We start from the raw sequence: 21903 nt of genomic DNA, 5'->3' as shown, positions 1-21903 counted from the left end.
AAGGCAGGTCGGCCACGCCATCACCCACATCGGAACGGGAAGAAATGTCGGCACCGAACAAGTCGTACGACCCTGTCGAGGTCGAGGCACTGAAACCGGAAGAGATCGAGCGCCGGCGCGACGAGGCGCTCGCCGCGATCGCGGAGGCCGCCGACCTTGACGCGCTGCGCGAGGTCAAGGTCGCGCACACCGGGGACCGCTCGCCGCTCGCCCTGGCCAACCGTGAGATCGGCGCACTGCCGCCGCACGCCAAGGCGGACGCGGGCAAGCGCGTCGGCCAGGCCCGCGGCACGGTCAACCAGGCGCTCAAGGCCCGGCAGGAGGTGCTGGAGAGCGAGCGCGACGAGCGTGTGCTGGTCGAGGAGGCGGTGGACGTCACCCTGCCGTACGACCGTGCCCCGCGCGGCGCCCGGCACCCGCTGACCACGCTCTCCGAGCGCATCGAGGACGTCTTCGTGGCCATGGGCTACGAGGTGGCCGAGGGCCCCGAGGTCGAGGCCGAGTGGTTCAACTTCGACGCCCTCAACATCTGGGCGGACCACCCGGCCCGCACCATGCAGGACACGTTCTTCGTCGAGGGCGACAAGCCCGCGGGCTCCGGCCCGGAGGAGAGCGGCGTCGTGCTGCGCACCCACACCTCCCCGGTGCAGATCCGCTCCCTGCTCGACCGCGAGCCGCCGGTCTACGTGATCTGCCCCGGCCGGGTCTACCGCTCCGACGAGCTGGACGCCACCCACACCCCGGTGTTCAACCAGGTCGAGCTGCTCGCCGTCGACGAGGGCCTGACCATGGCCGACCTCAAGGGCACCCTGGACCACATGGTCCAGTCGCTCTTCGGTGAGGACATCACGACCCGGCTCCGCCCGAACTACTTCCCCTTCACCGAGCCGTCCGCCGAGATGGACATGGTCTGCTACGTCTGCCGCGGCGAGTCCGTCGGCAACCCGGACCGTCCCTGCCGCACCTGCGGCAGCGAGGGCTGGATCGAGCTCGGCGGCTGCGGCATGGTCAACCCCCGGGTGCTCACCGCCTGCGGCGTCGACCCGGAGAAGTACAGCGGCTTCGCCTTCGGCTTCGGCATCGAGCGCATGCTGATGTTCCGTCACAACGTCGAGGACATGCGAGACATCGTCGAGGGTGACGTGCGCTTCACCCTTCCGTTCGGGATGGAGATCTGATGCGGGTCCCGCTTTCTTGGCTGCGGGAGTACGTCGACCTGCCCGCCGGCGAGTCCGGCCGCGACGTCCAGGCCAAGCTCATTTCCGCCGGCCTCGAGGTCGAGACCGTCGAGCAGCTCGGCGCCGGGCTCAAGGGCCCGCTGGTCGTCGGCAAGGTGCTCACCATCGAGGAGCTGAGCGGCTTCAAGAAGCCGATCCGCTTCTGCACCGTCGACGTCGGCACCGCGAACGGCACCGGCGAGCCGCAGGAGATCGTCTGCGGCGCGAGCAACTTCGCCGTCGGCGACAAGGTCGTCGTCATCCTGCCCGGTGGCGTGCTGCCCGGTAACTTCGAGATCTCCGCGCGCAAGACCTACGGCCGCAACTCGCACGGCATGATCTGCTCCGCCCGCGAGCTCGGCATGGGCGACGACCACGACGGCATCATCGTGCTGCCGCCGGAGCACGAGGCCGGCACCAACGCCATAGAGCTCCTGGAGCTCGTCGACGAGGTGCTGGACATCGCGGTCACCCCGGACCGCGGCTACTGCCTGTCCATGCGCGGCGTCGCCCGCGAGGCCGCCATCGCCTACGGTCTGCCGCTGCGCGACCCGGCGCTGCTCGACGTGCCCGGCCCGAACTCCTACGGCTACGAGGTGCGGGTCGCCGACCCGGTCGGCTGCGACCGCTTCACCGCGCGCACCGTCACCGGGCTCGACCCGGAGGCCGGCTCGCCGATCTGGCTGCAGCGCAGGCTGCAGAAGGCCGGCATGCGCCCGATCTCGCTCGCCGTGGACGTCACCAACTACGTGATGCTGGAGCTGGGCCAGCCCCTGCACGCCTACGACCGGCACCGCATCGAGGGCGCCATCGGCGTCCGCCGGGCCCAGCCGGGTGAGAAGCTGACCACGCTCGACGGCCAGGTCCGCGTCCTGGACGCCGAGGACCTGGTGATCACCGACAACCGCGGGCCGATCGGCCTGGCCGGGGTCATGGGCGGCGCCAACACCGAGATCGACGACACCGGCGCCTCGACGACCGACGTCGTCATCGAGGCGGCGCACTTCGACCCGGTCGCCATCGCCCGCACCGCGCGCCGCCACAAGCTGTCCTCCGAGGCGTCCAAGCGCTTCGAGCGCGGCGTGGACCCGCAGGCCGCGGCCGCCGCCGCGCAGCGCACCGTCGACCTGCTGGTACTGCTCGCGGGCGGCACCGCCGAGGCGGGCGTCACCGAGGTCATCGCGCCCTCGGCGCCGCACACCCTCACCATCCCCGCCGACCACCCGGACAAGGTGGCGGGCATGGCGTACGGCCGCGAGACCGTGGTGCGCCGGCTGCAGCAGGTCGGCTGCGACGTCTACGGTGCCGACGAGCTGATCGTCACCGTGCCGTCGTGGCGGCCCGACCTGCGCGACCCCAACGACCTCGCCGAGGAGGTCATCCGGCTGGAGGGCTACGAGAACCTGCCCTCCACCCTGCCGAACCTGCCCTCCGGCCGCGGTCTGACCGAGTCGCAGAAGCTGCGCCGCCGGGTCGGCCGTGCGCTCGCCGGGGCCGGCTACGTCGAGGTGCAGAACTACCCGTTCCTCGGCGAGGCCGTCTTCGACCAGCTCGGTCTCGACGCGGACGACCCGCGCCGCATCACCGTCAAGCTGGCCAACCCGCTGTCGGACGAGGAGCCCGCGCTCCGCACGTCCATGCTTCCCGGCCTGCTCGGCGCGCTGCGCCGCAACGTCGGGCGCGGCGCGCACGACCTCGCGCTCTTCGAGACCGGACTGGTCTTCCGCCCCAGCGGTGAGGAGCCCGCGCCGCCGCGGCTGCCGGTCGACCGGCGCCCGACCGACGCCGAGATCGCCGCCCTGGACGCCGCCCTGCCGCGGCAGCCGCGGCGCGTCGCCGTCGTCCTGGCCGGAGCCCGTGAGCAGGCCGGCTGGTGGGGCGCGGGCCGTCCCGCGGGGTCGGCCGACGCGATCGAGGCGGGCCGGATCGTCGCCCGCGAGGCCGGGGTCGAGCTGATTGTCCGCCAGGACCAGCAGGCACCCTTCCACCCCGGCCGCTGTGCCGCGCTCCTCGCGGTCGTCGACGGCGAGGAGGTGCTGGTCGGCAACGCCGGCGAGCTGCACCCCCGGGTGATCAAGGCGCTGCACCTGCCGGAGCGCACCTCCGCCATGGAGCTCGACCTCGACCGCCTTGAGCGGGCCGCCGGCGGCCCGGTCGTCGCGCCCCGTGTGTCCACCTTCCCGGTGGCCACCCAGGACGTCGCCCTGGTCGTGGACGCCTCCGTCCCGGCCGCCGAGGTGGAGGGCGCCCTGCGCTCCGGCGCCGGCGAACTGCTCGAATCGCTGCGGCTGTTCGACATCTTCACCGGTGAGCAGATCGGCGCGGGCAAGAAGTCGCTGGCCTACAGCCTGCGCTTCCGCGCCCCGGACCGTACGCTCACCGCGGAGGAGGCCTCCGCGGCCCGTGACGCCGCCGTCGCCGCTGCGGCGGAGAGCACGGGAGCGGCCCTGCGCGGCGCCTGAGGCGCACGCATGCGGGTCCCTGTGGGGCGCCCCCGGTCCGCCGGGTGCGCCCCACCGGCGTTCCTGCCGGTCACGTAGCCCGATCGGGTGAAATGGCTCCACTGGGTATCCGGTTCGTCGCGCCGAGTCGCCACAATCGATCGCGAACCAGGGCCCACTCGACGCGGGGGCTGTGTCGTCGCCGACCGCGTCAACGGCTTCAGGGGGAGCCCCGAGGCATGATCCGACCCAGGGCAGTGGGCCGCCCGACCGGCCACAGGGTGCGGGGGCTGGCGCTCCTGTCGCTGCCGGGGCTGTGGGTGGCCGCGGTACTGGGCCTGGTCTACGCGGTGCCCGGGGGAGTCCAGTGGGTGCCCGCCGTGGTCGCGGCCCCCGTGATCGCCTGCGCCGGGACGGGACGCCGCCGCTGCGTCCTGGCCAGCGGCGCGCTCGCCGTGGCGGCCGTCGCGGTGCCGGACACCGGGCAACGGCTCGGCACCGAGGTCGCCGTCCTCGCCGTCCTCGCCGTCTGCTTCCTGCTCGTCGACCGTAGGGCCCGGCTCGCCGCCGAGCTCGACCGCACCCGGGAGATCGCCCTCTCGGCCCAGCAGGTGCTGCTGCCCCCGCTGCCGCAGCACGTCGACGGCCTCGCGGTGGCCGGCGACCACCTCTCGGCCAGCCGCGGCGCCCGCGTCGGCGGCGACCTGTACGAGGTGCTCGCCACGCCCCACGGGGTGCGCGCGGTCATCGGCGACGTGCGCGGTCACGGTCTCGAGGCCATCGGCACCGTCGCCGCGCTGCTGGGCAGTTTCCGGGAGGCCGCGCACGACGAGCCTGAGCTCGCCGGCGTGCTCCGGCGCCTGGACCGGGCGCTCCACCGGCACCTGCGGGGGCGTTCGCACGCCGCCGAGGAGTTCGTGACCCTGATGCTGCTCGAACTGGGCGAGGACTGCGACGTCCAGGTCATCAACTGCGGCCATCCGCAGCCGTACCTGCTCCGCCCCGGCCGCCCCGGCCACTTGCGCGCCCACCCGCTGGAGGCCGGCGAACCGTTCCCGCCGCTCGGCCTGTTCGAGCCCGGTCCCGGTACGAAGGCCGTCCCGTGCGGTGAACTCCTGCCCGGCCATGCGCTGTTCCTGCACACCGACGGCGTGATGGACGCCCGGGACGCCGCCGGGGAGTTCTTCCCCCTGGTGCCGGCCCTGGAGGGGGCCGCCCAGGCGGCCGCCCGCGGCGGCGCGTTGTGCGCGCGGTCCCTGGTCGACGGGGTGCGGGCATCGTTCCTGCGGCACACGCGGGGGCGGCTCACCGACGACATGGCGCTGCTCGTGCTCCACCGGGACGCCTCCAGGGTGCCCGCCCAGACGGGCGCCGCCCCCACCGCAACCGGGGTTCCCGGAGTGCCGCGCCCTTGATCCGGCCCATTCCTTGGTAAACCTGGGTCGATCCCCGAGCGAAACGCCCATTGCTCGTATACCGGCCAGAACGAGGAGAGGGGCAGGCATGGCAACCTCCACCGTCACCGGAGCCGAACTGTCCACGCCCACGGGAGAACTGATCGCCGTGGTCGGCCCGCCCGGGCCGCAGCGCTCGGCCCTGCAGCTCGCCCTCAACAGCGCACCCTGGAGCCGGGGTCCGTCCGTCACGACGACCGTCATCAGCCGCGGCGCGTGGAGCGAGCTGCGGCGCGTGGCGGCCGCGGGGATCACGGTCGTCGCGGCGTGCGACAGCGCGGTGGCCGCGGATGCGGGGGCGCACCGCGTGGTGCTGCTGCCTCATCCCGATGGGGTTGCCTGACCCCGTGTCGCCGTGTGCGGGTCGTTTGCGCCCCGGGGTGCCCCTTGCGGCCTGTTGTCGTGTGCGGGTTGTTTGCGCCTGCGGCGGGCGGTTTCCCGCCGCAGGCGCAGTGGAGCCGCACACAACAACCGGCCGCAAGGGGCGACACGGGGCAACCCGGAGGGCGACGTGACTGCGGCCATTGACAAGGCAGTTGAGCAAACGTTGTCATGAGCATATGCCGTCCCTGATCGGGCGTCGAGAGATCCTCGACCATGCCCGGACACAGCTGACCGCCGGTCCGGGTGTACTGCTCCACGGAGCGGCCGGGATCGGCAAGTCCGCCCTGCTCGCGGCGCTGACCGACGAGGTCCCGCCGGGAGGCTCCGTGCTGCGGGCGGTGCCCGTCGAGGAGGACGCCAAGCTGCCCTTCGTGGCGCTGATGGACCTCTTCGCCCGCGTGCCGGAGGAGTACGTCGACGGGCTGACCGCGGGGCCACGGGCCGCGCTGCGGGCGGCGCTGCTGCGGGGGCACGAGCCGGTCGCGACGCAGAGCCGGCTGGCGGTGCGCGACGCGGCCGTCGAGCTGCTGCGGGCGCTCGCGGCGGCCGGCCCCGTGCTGATCGTCGTCGACGACCTGCAGTGGCTCGACGTGCCCAGCGCGGAGGTCCTGTCGCTCGCGCTGCGACGGCTCCCGCCGGGCGAGGGCGTGCGCTTCCTGGCCGCCGAGCGGGTCGTGGAGGGCGAGGAGCCGCCCGGGTTGCGGTGCTGCCCGCCGGGCACCACGGCGCTGCTCGTCCCTCCGCTGTCCGACGGCGACGTGGCGGAGCTGCTGCTGGACGACACCGGGGCGGAGCTGCCCGAACGCGCCGTGCGGGCCGTCCAGGACACGGCCGCGGGCAATCCGCTGTACGCCCTCGAACTCGGCCGCGCCCTGCTGCGGGACGGTACGCCCTTCGAGGCCGGGGACGTGCTGTCCGTACCGCCGCGGCTGCGCGACCTGCTGCTGGACCGGGTGCGGCTGCTGCCCGCCTCCGCCCGGCAGACGCTGCTGGTCGCCAGCGCCGCGGCCCGCCCCACGCTGCCGCTGCTCGGTGCCGCGGGGATCCCGGACCCGGAGGGCGACCTGGGCACCGCCGAGAGCCTGGGGGTCGCCGCGGCCGACGCCGAAGGAACGATTCGCTTCCAGCACCCGCTGATCCGGGCCGCCGTGTACACCGACGCCCCCGAGCACGGCCGGCGCACCGCGCACAAGCTGCTGTCCCGCGTGGTCCCCGAGCCCGTGGAACAGGCGCGGCACCTGGCCCTGGCCCACCCGCACGCCGACGAGGCCACCGCGGCCACGCTCACCGCCGCCGCCGGGTCCGCGCGCCGCCGCGGCGCCCCCGCCACCGCCGCGGAACTGGCCGCCCTGGCGGTGCGCCGTACCCCCGAGGACCGCCCGGCCGAGCGCGCCGACCGGCTGCTGGCCGCGGCCGAGTACGCCAGCGACGCCGGGCTGCGGGGGGACGCCGACCGGGCCGCGGAGACCGTGCTCGCCGAGGCCGCATCCGCCCGGCAGCGGGTACTGGCCCGGCTGATCATGCTCGGCAACGCCGGTCAGGCGCTCGGCGCCGCGGGCCGCCTCATCTCGGACGGCCTGGTGGAGGCCGAGGGGCATCCCGAGCTGGAGGCCCGGCTGCACCACTGGGCCGCCCTGCGGCACCTCATCTGCGGGCGGCCCGCGCAGGCCTCCGCCCACGCCCGCCGGGCCGCCGACATCGCGGTCCAGGCGGGCGCCGTCGACACCCGCGTGGCCGCCCTGGCGTTGCTCGCCCGGCTGCACGCGCTGCACGGCGAGGCGGGGGCCGCCGAGGCAGCGCTGGGCGAGGCGTTCGGCCTCCCGGTGGCGCCCGACGGGCCCGGCGCCCGCGAACTGGTGCGCACCCGCGCGATCCTGGCCGCCGACGCCGACCGCATCACCGAGGCGGAGGGCGAGGTGGCCGGTCTCCTGGGCAGGACCGGCGAGTACGCCTCGGTCGAGGAGACCGCCGCCACGCTGGTGGCGCTGATCCGCATCCAGGTGCGGTCCGGACGCTGCCGCGAGGCCCTGGACAACGTCGCCCGCTGCGCCGTGCTCCCCGTCAGGGCCGGCAGCGACTCACCGCCGGTGCTGTACGCCGCCGCGCTCGCCGAGACCGCCGGGGGGCGCCTGGAGCGCGCGCTGGAGCTCGCCGACCGCACCATCCGGGCCTGCATGACCGACGGGGACCAGCTCTTCCTGCTGCGGGCCCTGGGCGTCCGCGGCCGGGCGCAACTGCTGGCCGGTGGGCGGGAGAACACCGCGGCGGCCGTCGAGACCCTGCGGCAGGTGCGCAGGCTGGGGGAGACGATGGGCATCGCCGACCCGGTGATGCTGCGCTGGTACGGGGACCTGGCCGAGGCGACCGTCATCCTCGGTGACACGGACTCCGCCGCCGAGATCCTGCGCGCGGCGCGCCGCCGCGCCGGGGCCCGGCCCTCCGCCAGCGTGCAGTCCGCCCTGGACCGCGCCGAGGGGCTGCGCGACTGCGTGCTGGGCCGTTCCAAGCGGGGCGTCACCCGCATCCAGGCCGCCGCCGACCGCCTGCGGGGCCGTTCCCTCCCCATCGACCTCGCCCGCACGCTGATCGTGCTGGGTGCCGCCGAGCGCCGTCCGCGGCGGGCGCCGGCGGCCCGGGGCGCCCTGGTCGAGGCCCTGGAGATCAGTTCCGCGGTCGGCGCCGCCCCGGTCGAGGCCCGGGCCAGGGCGGAACTGGCCCGGCTCGACGCGCGGCGGGAGACGACGGCGCGGACGCCGAACTACACGTAGTCGTAGAAGCCGTGGCCGCTCTTGCGGCCCAGCCGGCCCGCGTCGACCATGCGCTGGAGCAGCGGGGGAGCGGCGTACAGCGGCTCCTTGAACTCCTCGTACATCGAGTCGGCGACCGAGGCCACGGTGTCCAGCCCGATCAGGTCGGAGAGCTTGAGCGGGCCCATCGGGTGGGCGCAGCCCATCTCCATGCCGTTGTCGATGTCCTCACGGCTGGCGATGCCGGTCTCGAACATCCGGATCGACGACAGCAGGTACGGGATGAGCAGCGCGTTGACCACGAAGCCCGCGCGGTCCTGGGCCCGGATCGGGTGCTTGCCCAGCACGTCGGTGACGAGCTTCTCGGCGCGCACCAGCGTCTGGCCGTCGGTGGTGAGGGCGGGGATCAGCTCGACGAGCTTCTGCACCGGCGCCGGGTTGAAGAAGTGGATGCCGAGCACCTGCTCCGGGCGGGAGGTCGCCACGGCGAGCTTCACCAGCGGGATGGAGGAGGTGTTCGAGGCCAGGATCGCGTCGCGGCGGGTCACCACCTGGTCGAGCACCTGGAAGATCTCGGTCTTGACCTGCTCGTTCTCGACGACGGCCTCGATGACGAGGTCGCGGTCGGCGAAGTCGCCCAGGTCGGTGGTGAAGGAGAGGCGCTCGAGCGCGGCGTCGCGCTCCTCCTCGGTGATCTTGCCGCGTTCCGCAGCCTTCTGCAGCGAGCTCGTCAGCCGCGTCCGGCCCAGCTCCAGGGCCTCGCCGGTGGTCTCCGCCACCCGGACCTCCAGTCCGGCCCGGGCGCACACCTCGGCGATGCCCGCGCCCATCTGGCCACAGCCCACCACACCGACATAACGGATGTCGTCGTTCAACGCCCAGCCTCTCCCTGATCGCGAGATGGAGACCCGGACCGTCGTGAGGTCCGGACCAGCCCGCTCGACATTACACCCGGCCGGCGTACCGGTCCGGGTCCCGGGGCGGCCCGCCCCGGCGGGCCCGGCCGCCCCGTTGACCGGCCCCGACACCGCCGGTGCCGCCCGCGCGCCGGAAGTGGCGCGGGCGCCGCACGGGGCGGGCGGGGGCCGGGGGCGCCCCGGACACGCCGGGGTCCGGGGAGGTTGCCGGACGGACCGATTCGGCCCAGTATCAGCGAAATATGAATATGACGGGCGATCAGGGGACAGCCATGCGCCGACTCTCACGCAGGAGCTTCGCCGCGGGCGCCGCCGGGGCACTGGGCAGCGTACTCGCCGCGGGCGAGGTCGCGAGGGCGGCGGAGGGGGCGGCCGGGGCGGCCGCGGCGGCGACGGGCCCGGCCGGGGCCGTGACGGGCGGAGCCGGCGCGACGGGGCAGTTCCGCGGCATGTGGCTGGCGACGGTCGCCAACCGCGACTGGCCCTCGGCCCGCGGGCTGTCGGCCCGTCAGCAGCACGACGAACTCGTCGGCTTCCTCGACCTCGCCGTCGAGCGGCGCCTCAACGCGGTCGTCATGCAGGTCCGGCCGACCGCCGACGCGCTGTGGCCATCCCCGTACGAGCCCTGGTCGGAGTTCCTGACCGGTGTCCAGGGGCGGGACCCCGGCTGGGACCCGCTCGGCACGGCCGTGGCGGAGGCGCACGCGCGCGGGCTGGAACTGCACGCCTGGTTCAACCCGTTCCGCGTCGCCACCCACGACGACCCGGAACGGCTCTCCCCGGACCACCCGGCCCGGGTCAACCCCGACTGGCTCGTCGCCTACGGCGGCAAGCTCTACTACAACCCGGGGATCCCCCAGGTGCGGCGCTTCGTGCAGGACGCCATGCTCGACGCCGTCCGCCGCTACCCCCTCGACGGGGTGCACTGGGACGACTACTTCTACCCCTATCCGGTCGCCGGCCGGCACTTCGCCGACGACGACGCCTTCGCCCGGTACGGGGAGGGCTTCGACGACCTCGCGTCCTGGCGGCGCGACAACATCGACCTGCTCGTCAGCGAGACCGCCGCCCGCATCCGGGCGCTCCGCCCCGCCACCCGCTTCGGCGTCAGCCCCTTCGCCGTCTGGCGCAACCGCCGCACGGACCCGCGCGGCTCCGACACCCGCGGCGGGGTCCAGACGTACGACGACCTCTACGCCGACACGCGCGGCTGGGTCCGCAAGGGCTGGATCGACTACATCGTCCCGCAGGTGTACTGGCACATCGGCTTCGACGTCGCCGACTACGCCACGCTCGTGCCCTGGTGGGCCCAGGTCGTCGACGGCACCCGCGTCCAGCTCTACATCGGCGAGGCCCTGTACCGCGCGGGCGCCGCGGGCGAGGCCAAGGCCTGGCAGGACCCGGCCGAACTCTCCCGCCACCTCGAACTGGACCGGAACCATCCCCAGGTGCTCGGCAACGTCTTCTTCTCCGCCAAGGAGGTCGCCGCCGACCCCATCGGCGCGATGTCCCGGGTCGTCGCCGACCACTACACGACGCGGGTCCGCACGCCCCGCCCCTGACCGGGGGCGCGGGAGCCGTCGAGCGGGACCGCGGCCGCATGGTGCGACGGCCGCGGTCCGGCACGATCCGGTGCGGAACGGTTCAGCGGGTCGGGGTCGCGCCCCGCCCGTGCTCCACCGTCGAGTCCGGTCCTGGGGACAGGATGCACTCGTGCCCGTCGTCGTACCGGACGCGGTACGGCGGCTCGCCCTCCTGCCCCATGACCTCGACGATCTCGGCCACCTTGTCGTGCTGGCCGACTACCCGCCCGTGCTGCCTGACCCGGTCACCCTTGTTCGCGTGCATCGGTAGACCTCCTGAGAACTCGGCGGTCCGCAGCCTTGCCCCTCCAGTCTAGGTTCGGGCGTCCGCTCCGCACCCTCTGGAACGCCGCCCGGGGCTCAGTCCGGCCGCAGGCCGAGTTCCGCCAGCATGCGCGGGTCGGGGGTGCGCCGGTAACCCGCCCACAGCGGGCCGCCGCAGGCGTGCAGCACCGCGTCGACCGCCGCGGCGAAGGGCTCGCGCGGGCCGCCGCGGACGAGATCCCGGTAACCGCCGAGCAGGAGCCCCGCGAGCTCGGGCTCGGCCTCGCGCAGCCGGCGCGGCAGCCACTTGCCGCCACCGCGCCAGTGGCCGCGCGTAGCAAGCAGCAGCTCGGCGGCGCGGTCCAGCAGGGCAGCGGCCACGGCGAGGAGTTCCTCCTCGTCCCGGGCGCCGAGGAGGTCGTCGCGCAGGTCGGTGACGGCGTAGCGCCGGTGGTCGCGCTCGGAGTCCGGGACGGCGGGCGGCCCGGCGGCGAGGATGCGCTCCGCCGTGTCGCGCAGCCGGGCGGCGGTGCCGTCGCGGTCGAGCAGGACGACGCCCCGCGCGCACATGAACGCCATCGTGCCGCTGCCGCGGTCGCGGTCCCACCCCATGAAGGCAGGCAGCGACTCGGTGGTGTGCACGAAGAGCTCGACCGGCCAGGAGCCCCAGGTGAACGATTCCGCGTGGCACCCGGCGGGCGGATCGAGGACGACGACCACGTCCAGGTCGGACGTCGCCGTCCCCTCACCGCGGGCCGTGGACCCGCCCAGGAAGCCCGCCAGGGCGTCGGGGAAGCGTTCTGCGAGCAGGGCGCGGGCCGCGCCGACCGGATCGTCCATGGTCGGACCCTACGCCCCGCTCACCACGGGGTTCAGAACGGGTAGTGCGCCTGCTGCGTGGCCAGGGTGACCCAGCGGGTGTTGGAGAACGCCTCCAGGCCCCAGCGGCCGCCGAAGCGGCCGTAGCCGGAGGCCTTGAAGCCGCCGAACGGCGCCTGCGGTTCGTCCGCCACGGACTGGTCGTTGACGTGCACGATGCCGGTGCGCAGCCGGCGGGCGACGGCGAGCCCGTGGGTGCCGTTCTCCGTGATGACGCCCGCGGTCAGACCGTGGTCGGTGTCGTTGGCCAGGGCCACGGCCTCGTCGTCGTCGGCGAAGGAGGCCACGGTGACGACGGGGCCGAAGGCCTCCCCGTAGTAGACCTCCGCGTCCTTGGGCACGTCCCGCAGCACGGTGGCCGGGTGCACCGCGCCGTCTGGCTCACCGCCGCCGGTCAGCACGGTGGCGCCCTTGGCGACCGCGTCCCGCACCAGCTCCGCGACGCGCCGCGCGGAGGCGGAGCTCACCAGCGGGCCGATCACGGTGTGCGGGTGCGAGGGGTCGCCCGAGGGCAGCGTGCCGACCTTGGCGGCGAACTTGGCCGTGAACTCCTCGGCGAGGCTCTCGTGGACGAGGATCCGGTCGCCGGACATGCAGATCTGCCCGGAGTTGAGGAAGACGCCGAAGACGGCGGCGTCGACGGCGTAGTCCACGTCGGCGTCGTCCAGCACGACGATCGCGTTCTTGCCGCCGAGCTCCAGCACGGCGGGCTTGAGGTGGCGCGCGGCATGGGTGCCGATGATCCGCCCGACCTCGGTCGACCCGGTGAAGTTGACGATGCGGACCCTCGGGTCGGCGATGAGGGCCTCGGCGACCTCCGCCGCGTCCTCACGGGCGTTGGTCACCACGTTCAGCACGCCGTCGGGCAGCCCGGCCTCGCGCAGCACGTCCGCGACGAACAGGCCGCAGGCCACCGGGGCGTCCTCGCTCGGCTTCACCACCACCGTGTTGCCCGCCGCCAGCGGCGCGGCGACCGCGCGGACACCCAGGATGACCGGGGCGTTCCACGGAGCGAAGGCGCCCACGACGCCGACCGGCTCGCGCACCGCCATGCCGAGGACGCCCTCCTCCTGCGCGCTGAGCACCTCACCGCGCGGCGCGGTGACGGCGGCGGCCACCTCGCGCAGGATGTTGGCGGCCAGCCCGACGTTGAAGTACGCCCAGAGGCGCGTGCCGCCGGCCTCGTGCGCCATGATCTCGGCGGCCTGCTCGGTGCGGGCCTCCAGCAGGTCGGCCGCGGTCAGGAAGATCTTGCGCCGTGCGAACGGGCTGAGCGCCGCCCACTCCGGGAACGCGGCCTCGGCCGCGTCCACCGCCCGGGTGATGTCCTCCGCACCCCCGGCGGCCACGGTCGCGTACACCTCCCCGGTGAAGGGGCTCACGTCCTCGGCCGTGCGTCCGGAGACGGCCGGGACGTCCTTGCCGCCGATCAGCAGTTCGCGGGTGATGGTCATGGCAGCCCCTGTCTGGCACGCGAACGCCCTCGTTCGCACAGTGAACTATCGTTCATTGAACGTTTGAGCACCGAGTCTGCGACGCGCCCACGGCGCTGTCAACGGACCGGAACGCGCTTTGTGGAGGTGGCGGGAGCCAGCCCGCGCCGGGGTCCGGCCTTCGCTCCGCGAGGCGACGGTGGCCTGCGCCCGGTCCGCCGGAAGGCCGGGACGGCGCTCGGGCCGCGGCTCCCGAAGATCGGTCCTCGGCGCGTCGTCAACCCGCCGTCGGGAGAGACGGCACCTGCGAGGAGGTGGCCGCCGCCCGGCGAGCGCTCACGGCGCGGCGCGCCGGGGAGAGCGCGAAGCGGCGCTGCACCGTGAAGCTGACGGACTCGGGATCATCGGTCGCCCAGGCGATGACGACGAGGGGGAACGGGGCCGGCAAGTAGCCGCGCGCGGGGGCGACCGGCGGCTGCGCCGGTCGGCCGCCTGGCAGACGGCGCGGGTACCCCCAGCGGTGCCCAAGCCGCCGGCGGGTCCGGGTGGCGAGCCGGAACGACGCCGCCCCGCGCGGTGGGCGCGGGGCGGCGTACGGAGGCGAGAGGGGGACGTCAGGCGTCGGCGCCGCCGGCGCGCTCCGCGTCGCGCTCCTTGAGGCGTGCGGCCTCCTTGCGGACCTCGGCCTGGGTGGCGCGCTCCTTCTGCAGCCACTCGGGCTCTTCCTGCTTCAGGGCCTCGATCTGCTCCGTGGTGAGCGCCTCGGTGACCCCGCCGCGGGCGAGGCCGGAGTTGGAGATGCCCAGCTTCGCCGCCACCACCGGGCGCGGGTGCGGGCCGTTGCGGCGCAGCTCCCGGAGCCACTCGGGCGGGTCGGCCTGCAGCGCGTTCAGCTCGTCGCGCGACACGACGCCCTCCCGGAACTCGGCGGGGGTGGCCTCGAGGTACACACCCAGCTTCTTCGCCGCCGTGGCGGGCTTCATGGTCTGGGCGGATTGGTGCGACGTCATGCCTCAAGGATATCGATCGCGGGAGCGGTCCCCGACCGGCGCCGGGGTAGCCTGGCCGGATGACCGGCTCGGAAGCTCCCCCCTCGTTCCGCCTCGCCTACGTCCCGGGCGTGACCCCCGCCAAATGGGTGCGGATCTGGCAGGAACGGCTGCCGGACGTCCCGCTCGAGCTCGTCATGGTCACGGCCGCCGAGGTCCCCGGGATGCTCCGCGGCCTCGACGCGGACGCGGGCTTCGTACGGCTGCCGATCGACCGGACGGACCTCAGCGCCATCCCCCTCTACACGGAGACGACGGTCGTCGTCGTCCCCAAGGACCACCTCGTGGCGGCCGCCGAGGAGGTGTCGCTGGCGGACCTGGCCGACGACGTGGTGTTCCACCCCCTCGACGACACCCTGGAGTGGGAGCAACCCCCCGGGCGGCCCGCGATCGAGCGCCCGGCCACGACCGCGGACGCCGTCGAGCTCGTCGCGGCGGGCGTGGGGGTGCTGGTCGTGCCGCAGTCGCTGGCGCGCCTGCACCACCGCCGCGACCTCACCTACCGCACGGTGGTCGACGCCCCGCAGTCGCGGGTGGCCCTGTCGTGGCGCGAGGACACCACGACCGACCGGGTCGAGGACTTCATCGGCATCGTGCGCGGCCGCACCGTCAACAGCACCCGCGGCCGCACCCAGGCCCAGCCGCAGCCGAAGAAGCAGCGCCCCGAGGAGGGGGCGGCGCGCCGCAAGCCGGCGGCGGGCAGGTCGTCCGGCCGTACGTCCGCCAAGACCCCCCGCCCCGCGAAGCGCGGCAAGCCCCGCCGCCGCTCGTAGACGCGGTGAGGGCACGCGGCCGCCACCGGCCGGAGGTCCGGACGCCGACCGGGGTGCCGAGACTCGCCGGACTCCGGGGCGCCCCACCGGCCCCAGGGCGGCTGTGACGACGAACGACAGTTGGCGGATCTGACATCCATCAGCAGTGGCCGCGATGCGACGAGGCCGTTGCCGGTGCCGGGGCCGCCGACCAGCCCCACCCCGAGAGCCAGGTCGGCCCCGTACGGGGTGCGCCGCGGGGATTCTGCGGTCGGCTGGGCGACCACGCTGAACGCGTCCACCAGGTAGGCGGCCCAGGGAGCTGCCGTCTCGTAGATCTCGTAGCGGCCTGGTGAACACTCTCTCAGCGTCTTCTCCAGGTACCGTCCGGACCCAGGGCCGATCTCCAACACCGTGTCCGGGTTGGCAGCGAAGACGCCGAGGGCGCGATGTTCGTCGACGGTGGACTGGGTTGACTTCGCCCAGGTCTTGTCACCTCGGACGCAGGGCCAAGCGCGTGGCGCGCAGGGGTCGGACAGGGTTCGGGCCGGGAACTCGGCGCCGGCTTTCCCTGGCATCCGAGGGCGATGGCAGAGTGATCGTTCCGCTTGACTAGCCTTGCCGTCATGAATCGCTGGGAAGAGCTGACTGGTGGGAGCTCCGGAGAGGACTACGCCGCGCGTCTGGCGGTTGTGGCCGACGGCGGCAAGGACATGCATGGTGAGGCGCGATTCTGCGCCGCGCTCGTGCCCGTGGGAGCGCGGGTGCTGGACGCCGGGTGCGGTACCGGACGGGTCATGATCCGGCTCGCGGAGCTCGGGTACGACTGTGTCGGGGTGGATCTCGATGAGTCCATGCTGGCGGTGGCCCGCAGGGAAGCGCCGGACCTGACGTGGATCCGGGCCGACCTGACCGATTTTGCCCCGGCCGATGTTCATGCCGCTGCGGGCTTCGACCTCGTGGTCGCCGCCGGCAACATTTTCCCGCTTCTCGCCACAGGTACCGAGGCGGCGGCCGTCAGCCGACTGGCCGCGGTGCTGCGCCCGGGGGGTCTGTTCGTCTCCGGATTCGGCTTGGATGAGGCCCACCTGCCGGTGCCGCCAAGCATCACGCTGCCGGAGTACGACACCTATTGCGCTGCGGCGAGCCTCGCCTTCGTCGACCGCTTCGCCACCTGGGACGCCGACCCTTATGAGGGCGGCGGCTACGCGGTCAGCGTCCACCGGCGCTGAAAGATCCCGGAAGCCGTCTTGGTGCAGGCGGTATGGGTCGCGTGTTCTTGGGCCGTTTGCTTGCCGGGCGGGCTGTGGCGCTGAAGGTCGTCCATCCGTACTGAGCGCGCCAGGCGGTCAGTGGCGCTTTCACGGCACCGGTGGTGGTGGCCGGTCCGGAGGGTGACTTGCCGTGGTTGGTGACCGTCTGCGTACCCGGGGCCGAGCCTTACCGAGCGGTCGCGGCGGGCGGTCCTCTGATCCTCACCGCACAGGACACGGTCTGGGGCGAACGCCTGTGGCCGGTGTCCCGCCGACCCGACTTGGCCGCACGAAGCCATACCGGTCGTCTCGGCATGTTCACGTGGTAGTGGCGAGTCCGGAGCGAGGGCCAACTATCGTCCTGAGGGGCCATGCGCAGAGCCTCGTCATAGGCGGCGGGGCCGGAACGGGCCGAAAAGCTTTGCATAAAACTTCCGGGCGCCGTATAGTCATGCCATCGACGAGGAGGGTCCATGGCATTCCGGGCAGCGGTGGCGGGAGCGAGCGGGTACGCGGGCGGGGAGATCCTGCGCCTGTTGCTGAACCACCCCGAGATCGAGATCGGCGCGCTCACCGGGAACACCAACGCCGGGCAGCGCCTCGGCGGCCTGCAGCCGCATCTGCTGCCGCTGGCCGACCGCGTCCTGGAGGCGACCGACGTGGAGGCGCTGGCCGGACACGACGTCGTCTTCCTCGCGCTGCCGCACGGGCAGTCGGCCGCCGTCGCCGAGCAGCTCGGTGACACGGCCCTCGTCGTCGACTGCGGCGCCGACTTCCGGCTCGAGGACGCCGCGGACTGGGAGCGGTTCTACGGCTCCCCGCACGCGGGCACGTGGCCGTATGGCCTTCCGGAGCTGCCGGGTGCGCGCGCCGCGCTGGCGGGCTCCAGGCGCATCGCGGTGCCCGGTTGCTACCCCACCGCGGTCACGCTCGCGCTCTTCCCCGCGTACGCGGCGGGCCTGGTGGAGCCCGAGGCCGTCGTCGTCGCCGCGTCCGGCACCTCCGGTGCGGGCAAGGCCGCCAAGCCGCACCTGCTGGGCAGCGAGGTCATGGGCAACATGACCCCGTACGGCGTCGGCGGTACGCACCGGCACACCCCCGAGATGATCCAGAACCTCTCCGGGGTGGCCGGGGAGCGGGTCTGCGTCTCCTTCACCCCGACGCTGGCGCCGATGCCCCGCGGCATCCTCGCCACCTGCAGCGCCAAGGCCAGGCCCGGCACCACCGCCGACGCCGTACGGGGCGCCTACGAGAAGGCGCTGGCCGACGAACCGTTCGCGCACCTGCTGCCGGAGGGCCAGTGGCCCGCCACCGCCGCCGTGTACGGCTCGAACGCCGCGCTGATCCAGGTCGCGTACGACGAGGCCGCCGGCCGGGTCGTCGTCGTCAGCGCCATCGACAACCTCACCAAGGGGACCGCCGGCGGCGCGGTGCAGAGCATGAACATCGCGCTCGGCCTCCCCGAGGGACTGGGCCTGAGCACCGCGGGGGTCGCACCATGACCCCCCGCCCCGCCGCCCGCGCCCGCCGCGCCGTCGCCGAGCTGCTCACCCGGGCCGCGCCCTGCGGCGCGGGGGCCGACGCGCCCGGCACGGCCCCGGTGACCGGGCCGTACACCGACATCACGGCGAAGGCCGCGCCCCTGCGGTGCGTCGGCCCAGAAGCGGACAAGGAGACGACACAGTGAGCGTCACGGCAGCACAGGGATTCACGGCGGCGGGTATCGCCGCCGGGATCAAGGAGAACGGCAACCCGGACCTCGCCCTCGTGGTGAACAACGGTCCGCGGCTCGCCGCGGCCGGCGTCTTCACCTCCAACCGCGTCAAGGCCGCCCCCGTCCTGTGGTCGGAGCAGGTCCTCAAGGGCGGTCAGGTCTCCGCCGTCGTCCTCAACTCCGGTGGCGCCAACGCCTGTACGGGCCCCCTGGGCTTCCAGGACACCCACGCCACCGCCGAGGCGGTCGCCGACGCCCTCGGGCAGAGCGCGGGGGAGGTCGCCGTCTGCTCCACCGGGCTGATCGGCGTCCGGCTGCCTATGGACAAGCTGCTGCCGGGCGTCGCCAAGGCGGCGGCCGAGCTCTCCGCCCACGGCGGCGAGAAGGCCGCCATCGCCATCAAGACCACCGACACCGTCCACAAGACCGCCGTGTACGAGGGCGAGGGCTGGACGGTCGGCGGCATGGCCAAGGGCGCGGGCATGCTCGCACCGGGCCTGGCCACCATGCTGGTCGTCCTCACCACCGACGCCGACCTGGACTCCGCCGCCCTCGACGGGGCGCTGCGCGCCGCCACCCGCACCACCTTCGACCGGGCCGACTCCGACGGCTGCATGTCGACCAACGACACGGTGCTGCTGCTCGGCTCCGGTGCCTCCGGCGTCACCCCCGCACCGGAGCCGTTCGCCGCCGCCGTCGAGCAGGTCTGCGCCGACCTCGCCCGCCAGCTGATCCGCGACGCCGAAGGCGCCTCCAAGGACATCAAGATCGAGGTCGTCAACGCGGCGACCGAGGACGACGCCGTCGAGGTGGGCCGCTCCATCGCCCGCAACAACCTCCTCAAGTGCGCGATCCACGGCGAGGACCCCAACTGGGGCCGGGTGCTCTCGGCGATCGGCACCACCTCCGCCGCCTTCGAGCCGGACCGCCTCAACGTCGCGATCAACGGCGTGTGGGTCTGCAAGTCCGGCTCCGTCGGCGAGGACCGCGAGCTGGTCGACATGCGCTACCGCGAGGTCCACATCACCGCCGACCTCGCCGCCGGCACCGAGACCGCGACCATCTGGACCAACGACCTGACCGCCGAGTACGTCCACGAGAACAGCGCCTACAGCTCATGAGCGCCCGCAAGCACACGGCCCTGCCCAAGGCGCAGATCCTGATCGAGGCGCTGCCCTGGCTGACCCGGCACCACGGCAAAACGGTCGTCATCAAGTTCGGCGGCAACGCCATGGTCGACGAGGAGCTGAAGGCGGCCTTCGCCCAGGACGTCGTCTTCCTGCGGCACGCCGGCCTCAAGCCGGTCGTGGTGCACGGCGGCGGCCCGCAGATCAGCGCGCAGCTCGACAAGCAGGGCCTGGTCAGCGAGTTCAAGGCGGGGCTGCGGGTCACCACCCCGGAGGCCATGGACGTCGTCCGCATGGTGCTCGCCGGGCAGGTGCAGCGCGAGCTGGTCAACCTGCTCAACCAGCACGGCCCGCTCGCCGTCGGCCTGACCGGTGAGGACGCCCACACCATCAGCGCGACCCGGCACCGCCCGATGATCGACGGCGAGGCCGTCGACATCGGCCGGGTCGGGCAGATCACCGAGATCGACACCGGTGCCATCCGGGCCCTGCTGGACGACGGCCGCATCCCGGTCGTCTCCTCCATCGCCCGCAGCGCCGACGACGGCCACATCTACAACGTCAACGCCGACACCGCCGCGGCGGCGCTCGCGGCCGCGCTCGGCGCGGAGACCCTGATGGTCCTCACGGACGTCGAGGGCCTGTACGAGGACTGGCCGAACAGCGACGAGGTGATCAGCCGGCTCACCGCGAGCGAGCTGGAGAAACTGCTGCCCGAGCTGTCCAGCGGCATGGTGCCCAAGATGGAGGGGTGCCTGCACGCGGTGCGCAACGGCGTCCACACCGCCCGGGTCATCGACGGGCGGGTCCAGCACTCGATCCTGCTGGAGATCTTCACCGACGAGGGAATCGGCACGATGGTGGTACCCGACGGCGTCGACACGGCGGGCGGCACATCGCGGAACGAAGGGGAACGGGCATGACCGGGACCGGCGACCAGGGGAACGAGGCGCTCACACGGCGCTGGCAGGGCTCCCTGATGGACAACTACGGCACCCCGCGGCTGCCCCTGGTCCGCGGCGAGGGCGCCCGGTACTGGGACGCCGACGGCAACGAGTACCTGGACTTCCTCGGCGGCATCGCGGTCAACGCCCTCGGCACCGCCCACCCCGCCGTCGTCCGCGCGGTCTCCGAGCAGATCGCGACCCTCGGCCACGTCTCGAACTTCTTCATCGCCGAGCCCACGGTCGCCCTCGCCGAGCGGCTGCTCCAGCTGTCCGGCCGGCCCGGCCGTGTGCTGTTCTGCAACTCCGGCGCCGAGGCCAACGAAGCCGCCTTCAAGATCGGCCGGCTGACGGGCCGTACGCACATGGTGGCCACCGACGGCGGCTTCCACGGCCGCACCATGGGCGCGCTCGCGCTCACCGGGCAGCCGGGGAAGCAGGAGTCCTTCCGCCCCCTGCCCGGTGACGTCACCCATGTGCCCTACGGCGACGCCGACGCGCTGCGCGCCGCCGTCACCGAGCGGACCGCGCTGGTGATGCTCGAGCCCGTCCAGGGCGAGAACGGCGTCATCGTGCCCCCGGCCGGATACCTGGCCGCCGCCCGGGAGATCACCCGCGCCACCGGCACCCTGCTCGTCATGGACGAGGTGCAGACCGGCATCGGCCGCACCGGCCACTGGTTCGAGCACCAGGCGCAGGGCGTCGAGCCGGACGTCGTCACCCTCGCCAAGGCGCTCGGCGGCGGCCTGCCCATCGGCGCCACGCTCGCCTTCGGCCCCGCGGCCGAGCTGCTGACTCCCGGTCAGCACGGCACCACCTTCGGCGGCAACCCGGTGGCCTGCGCCGCGGCGCTGGCCGTCCTGGACACCATCGCCCAGGAGGGCGTGCTGGACAACGTCAAGCGCCAGGGCGAGAAACTGCGCCAGGGCGTCGAGGCGCTGGACCACCCTCTGGTCGATCACGTGCGCGGTGCGGGCCTCCTGCTGGGTATCGTGCTCACCGAGCCGCTCTCCGCGCAGGTGCAGAAGGCGGCTCAGGACGCCGGACTCCTGGTGAACGCCGCCGTACCCGACACGGTGCGGCTCGCCCCGCCGCTGATCCTCGGTGACGCCGAGGTGGACGCGTTCCTGGGGGCGCTGCCGGGTGTCCTCGACGCCGTACATGCCGCAGAGGGACACCGATCCGGAGAATGACACGACGATGAGCGAGGCGCAGCAGCAGGCCGGCGGGGGAGCCGCCGCCGTACCGCAGACCCGGATGGCACGCCACCGGCGGATCGTCGACATCCTCAACCGGCTGCCGGTGCGGTCCCAGAGCCAGCTCGCCAAGCTGCTCTCCGACGACGGGCTGAGCGTCACCCAGGCGACGCTCTCCCGTGACCTCGACGAACTGGGCGCGGTGAAGATCCGCACCAACAACGGCGAACTCATCTACGCCGTGCCCAGCGAGGGCGGTTTCCGCACCCCCATGGCGCCGCTCGGGGAGTCGGTGAAGGAGGAGCGGATGAGCCGCCTCGCCGGAGAACTGCTGATCTCCGCGGAGGCCTCGGCCAACCTCGTCGTCGTCCGCACCCCGCCCGGCGCGGCGCAGTTCTTCGCCTCCGCGATCGACCAGGCCGAGGTGTACGACATCCTCGGCACGATCGCGGGCGACGACACGGTCATGCTGATCAGCCGCGACCCGGCCGGCGGGCAGGCGGTCGCCGACCACCTGCTGCGCCTGGCCGCGGGCGGTTAGGACCGGGC

The 21903-nt window shown here is 73.7% G+C and carries 19 protein-coding genes and 1 pseudogene; 14 read left to right on the top strand and 6 right to left on the bottom strand.

Translation table 11 applies throughout. The features are described 5' to 3' along the window. The first annotated feature begins 44 nt into the window (after positions 1–44). The 5 genes from pheS to ABZ312_RS04680 all read left to right on the top strand — a co-directional run bounded on the left by pheS (position 45) and on the right by ABZ312_RS04680 (position 8264). A complete protein-coding gene (gene pheS / locus ABZ312_RS04700; protein WP_499510888.1) occupies positions 45–1178 on the top strand; it encodes a phenylalanine--tRNA ligase subunit alpha in 1134 nt (377 codons plus the stop codon). After that, a complete protein-coding gene (pheT, locus tag ABZ312_RS04695) occupies positions 1178–3679 on the top strand; it encodes a phenylalanine--tRNA ligase subunit beta (protein WP_500330597.1) in 2502 nt (833 codons plus the stop codon). Before pheS ends, pheT begins: the two co-directional genes overlap by 1 nt. A 218-nt stretch (positions 3680–3897) precedes the next feature. After that, positions 3898–5073 (top strand): PP2C family protein-serine/threonine phosphatase, encoded by a 1176-nt coding sequence (locus ABZ312_RS04690; protein ID WP_500330595.1) that lies wholly within the window; start codon positions 3898–3900, stop codon positions 5071–5073. 88 nt (positions 5074–5161) lie between these two features. Continuing rightward, the gene (locus ABZ312_RS04685; protein WP_499510885.1) at positions 5162–5455 is read left to right on the top strand and encodes a hypothetical protein; all 294 of its coding nucleotides are present in this window, start codon (positions 5162–5164) and stop codon (positions 5453–5455) included. A 217-nt stretch (positions 5456–5672) separates the two neighbouring features. After that, positions 5673–8264, top strand: a complete 2592-nt coding sequence (locus ABZ312_RS04680) for an AAA family ATPase (RefSeq protein WP_500330593.1) — start codon at positions 5673–5675, stop codon at positions 8262–8264. On the opposite strand, the gene ABZ312_RS04675 is transcribed toward ABZ312_RS04680, so the two are convergent. Further along, entirely contained in the window at positions 8255–9118 is an 864-nt protein-coding gene (locus ABZ312_RS04675) for a 3-hydroxybutyryl-CoA dehydrogenase (protein ID WP_500330591.1), read from the bottom strand. The genes ABZ312_RS04680 and ABZ312_RS04675 overlap by 10 nt on opposite strands. A 314-nt stretch (positions 9119–9432) precedes the next feature. Here ABZ312_RS04675 and ABZ312_RS04670 point away from each other — a divergent pair, with 314 nt between their 5' ends. Then, a complete protein-coding gene (locus ABZ312_RS04670) occupies positions 9433–10722 on the top strand; it encodes a glycoside hydrolase family 10-like protein (protein WP_500436466.1) in 1290 nt (429 codons plus the stop codon). Between the two features lie 82 nt (positions 10723–10804). Here the strand turns inward: ABZ312_RS04670 and ABZ312_RS04665 are convergent, their stop codons facing one another. The 4 genes from ABZ312_RS04665 to ABZ312_RS04650 all read right to left on the bottom strand — a co-directional run bounded on the left by ABZ312_RS04665 (position 10805) and on the right by ABZ312_RS04650 (position 14329). After that, on the bottom strand, positions 10805–11008 hold the full coding sequence (locus tag ABZ312_RS04665; RefSeq protein ID WP_499510881.1) for a DUF1918 domain-containing protein: 204 nt from the start codon (positions 11006–11008) through the stop codon (positions 10805–10807). A gap of 95 nt (positions 11009–11103) precedes the next feature. Continuing rightward, positions 11104–11847, bottom strand: coding sequence for a nucleotidyltransferase domain-containing protein (locus ABZ312_RS04660; RefSeq protein WP_500436464.1), 744 nt, complete (start codon positions 11845–11847; stop codon positions 11104–11106). Between the two features lie 32 nt (positions 11848–11879). Further along, positions 11880–13340, bottom strand: a complete 1461-nt coding sequence (locus ABZ312_RS04655) for an aldehyde dehydrogenase family protein (protein ID WP_500436462.1) — start codon at positions 13338–13340, stop codon at positions 11880–11882. A 593-nt stretch (positions 13341–13933) separates the two neighbouring features. Continuing rightward, positions 13934–14329, bottom strand: coding sequence for a DUF5997 family protein (locus ABZ312_RS04650; protein ID WP_500322350.1), 396 nt, complete (start codon positions 14327–14329; stop codon positions 13934–13936). Positions 14330–14388: 59 nt separating this feature from the next. Between ABZ312_RS04650 and ABZ312_RS04645 the strand changes: the two genes are divergently transcribed. After that, positions 14389–15141 carry a LysR family transcriptional regulator substrate-binding protein gene (locus ABZ312_RS04645; protein WP_500322351.1) on the top strand — a complete coding sequence of 251 codons (753 nt, stop codon included), beginning with the start codon at positions 14389–14391 and terminating at the stop codon, positions 15139–15141. 239 nt (positions 15142–15380) lie between these two features. Here ABZ312_RS04645 and ABZ312_RS04640 read toward each other — a convergent pair. Next, positions 15381–15596, bottom strand: a pseudogene (locus ABZ312_RS04640) (hypothetical protein); the annotation flags it as partial. Positions 15597–15746: 150 nt separating this feature from the next. On the opposite strand from ABZ312_RS04640, the gene ABZ312_RS04635 reads away from it, so the two are divergent. The 7 genes from ABZ312_RS04635 (at position 15747) to ABZ312_RS04605 (ending at position 21895) form a co-directional block, all read left to right on the top strand. Further along, positions 15747–16352: a class I SAM-dependent methyltransferase gene (locus ABZ312_RS04635; RefSeq protein ID WP_500322352.1), complete on the top strand. Its 606-nt coding sequence runs from the start codon at positions 15747–15749 to the stop codon at positions 16350–16352. A 494-nt stretch (positions 16353–16846) separates the two neighbouring features. Continuing rightward, entirely contained in the window at positions 16847–17875 is a 1029-nt protein-coding gene (argC, locus tag ABZ312_RS04630) for an N-acetyl-gamma-glutamyl-phosphate reductase (protein WP_500322353.1), read from the top strand. Then, entirely contained in the window at positions 17872–18060 is a 189-nt protein-coding gene (locus ABZ312_RS04625) for a hypothetical protein (protein ID WP_499510867.1), read from the top strand. The genes argC and ABZ312_RS04625 overlap by 4 nt, the downstream gene beginning before the upstream one ends. Further along, positions 18057–19208 carry a bifunctional glutamate N-acetyltransferase/amino-acid acetyltransferase ArgJ gene (gene argJ, locus ABZ312_RS04620; RefSeq protein ID WP_500436460.1) on the top strand — a complete coding sequence of 384 codons (1152 nt, stop codon included), beginning with the start codon at positions 18057–18059 and terminating at the stop codon, positions 19206–19208. Before ABZ312_RS04625 ends, argJ begins: the two co-directional genes overlap by 4 nt. Next, complete coding sequence (gene argB / locus ABZ312_RS04615) at positions 19205–20137, top strand: acetylglutamate kinase (protein WP_499510865.1); 933 nt, start codon at positions 19205–19207, stop codon at positions 20135–20137. Before argJ ends, argB begins: the two co-directional genes overlap by 4 nt. After that, on the top strand, positions 20134–21351 hold the full coding sequence (locus ABZ312_RS04610) for an acetylornithine transaminase (RefSeq protein WP_500322356.1): 1218 nt from the start codon (positions 20134–20136) through the stop codon (positions 21349–21351). Before argB ends, ABZ312_RS04610 begins: the two co-directional genes overlap by 4 nt. A 7-nt stretch (positions 21352–21358) precedes the next feature. Beyond that, positions 21359–21895, top strand: a complete 537-nt coding sequence (locus ABZ312_RS04605) for an arginine repressor (RefSeq protein ID WP_499510863.1) — start codon at positions 21359–21361, stop codon at positions 21893–21895. The last annotated feature ends 8 nt before the right edge of the window (positions 21896–21903 follow it).

Origin of the sequence: Streptomyces sp. NPDC006207 (genome assembly GCF_040613835.1) — a bacterium.
Classification (GTDB): Bacteria; Actinomycetota; Actinomycetes; order Streptomycetales; family Streptomycetaceae; genus Actinacidiphila.
The sequence above is the reverse complement of the archived record's forward strand: the minus strand, read 5'-3'. Positions and strand labels throughout refer to the sequence as shown.

Bases quoted from the DNA above. Each gene is read 5' to 3' on its own strand.
- ABZ312_RS04670 (WP_500436466.1), top strand. From the start codon at position 9,433: ATGCGCCGACTCTCACGCAGGAGCTTCGCCGCGGGCGCCGCCGGGGCA.
- ABZ312_RS04625 (WP_499510867.1), top strand. From the start codon at position 17,872: ATGACCCCCCGCCCCGCCGCCCGCGCCCGCCGCGCCGTCGCCGAGCTG.
- pheT (WP_500330597.1), top strand. From the start codon at position 1,178: ATGCGGGTCCCGCTTTCTTGGCTGCGGGAGTACGTCGACCTGCCCGCC.
- ABZ312_RS04605 (WP_499510863.1), top strand. From the start codon at position 21,359: ATGAGCGAGGCGCAGCAGCAGGCCGGCGGGGGAGCCGCCGCCGTACCG.
- ABZ312_RS04680 (WP_500330593.1), top strand. From the start codon at position 5,673: ATGCCGTCCCTGATCGGGCGTCGAGAGATCCTCGACCATGCCCGGACA.
- ABZ312_RS04665 (WP_499510881.1), bottom strand. From the start codon at position 11,008: ATGCACGCGAACAAGGGTGACCGGGTCAGGCAGCACGGGCGGGTAGTC.
- argC (WP_500322353.1), top strand. From the start codon at position 16,847: ATGGCATTCCGGGCAGCGGTGGCGGGAGCGAGCGGGTACGCGGGCGGG.
- pheS (WP_499510888.1), top strand. From the start codon at position 45: ATGTCGGCACCGAACAAGTCGTACGACCCTGTCGAGGTCGAGGCACTG.
- ABZ312_RS04635 (WP_500322352.1), top strand. From the start codon at position 15,747: ATGAATCGCTGGGAAGAGCTGACTGGTGGGAGCTCCGGAGAGGACTAC.
- ABZ312_RS04690 (WP_500330595.1), top strand. From the start codon at position 3,898: ATGATCCGACCCAGGGCAGTGGGCCGCCCGACCGGCCACAGGGTGCGG.
- ABZ312_RS04655 (WP_500436462.1), bottom strand. From the start codon at position 13,340: ATGACCATCACCCGCGAACTGCTGATCGGCGGCAAGGACGTCCCGGCC.
- ABZ312_RS04685 (WP_499510885.1), top strand. From the start codon at position 5,162: ATGGCAACCTCCACCGTCACCGGAGCCGAACTGTCCACGCCCACGGGA.
- ABZ312_RS04660 (WP_500436464.1), bottom strand. From the start codon at position 11,847: ATGGACGATCCGGTCGGCGCGGCCCGCGCCCTGCTCGCAGAACGCTTC.
- ABZ312_RS04610 (WP_500322356.1), top strand. From the start codon at position 20,134: ATGACCGGGACCGGCGACCAGGGGAACGAGGCGCTCACACGGCGCTGG.
- ABZ312_RS04650 (WP_500322350.1), bottom strand. From the start codon at position 14,329: ATGACGTCGCACCAATCCGCCCAGACCATGAAGCCCGCCACGGCGGCG.
- ABZ312_RS04645 (WP_500322351.1), top strand. From the start codon at position 14,389: ATGACCGGCTCGGAAGCTCCCCCCTCGTTCCGCCTCGCCTACGTCCCG.
- argB (WP_499510865.1), top strand. From the start codon at position 19,205: ATGAGCGCCCGCAAGCACACGGCCCTGCCCAAGGCGCAGATCCTGATC.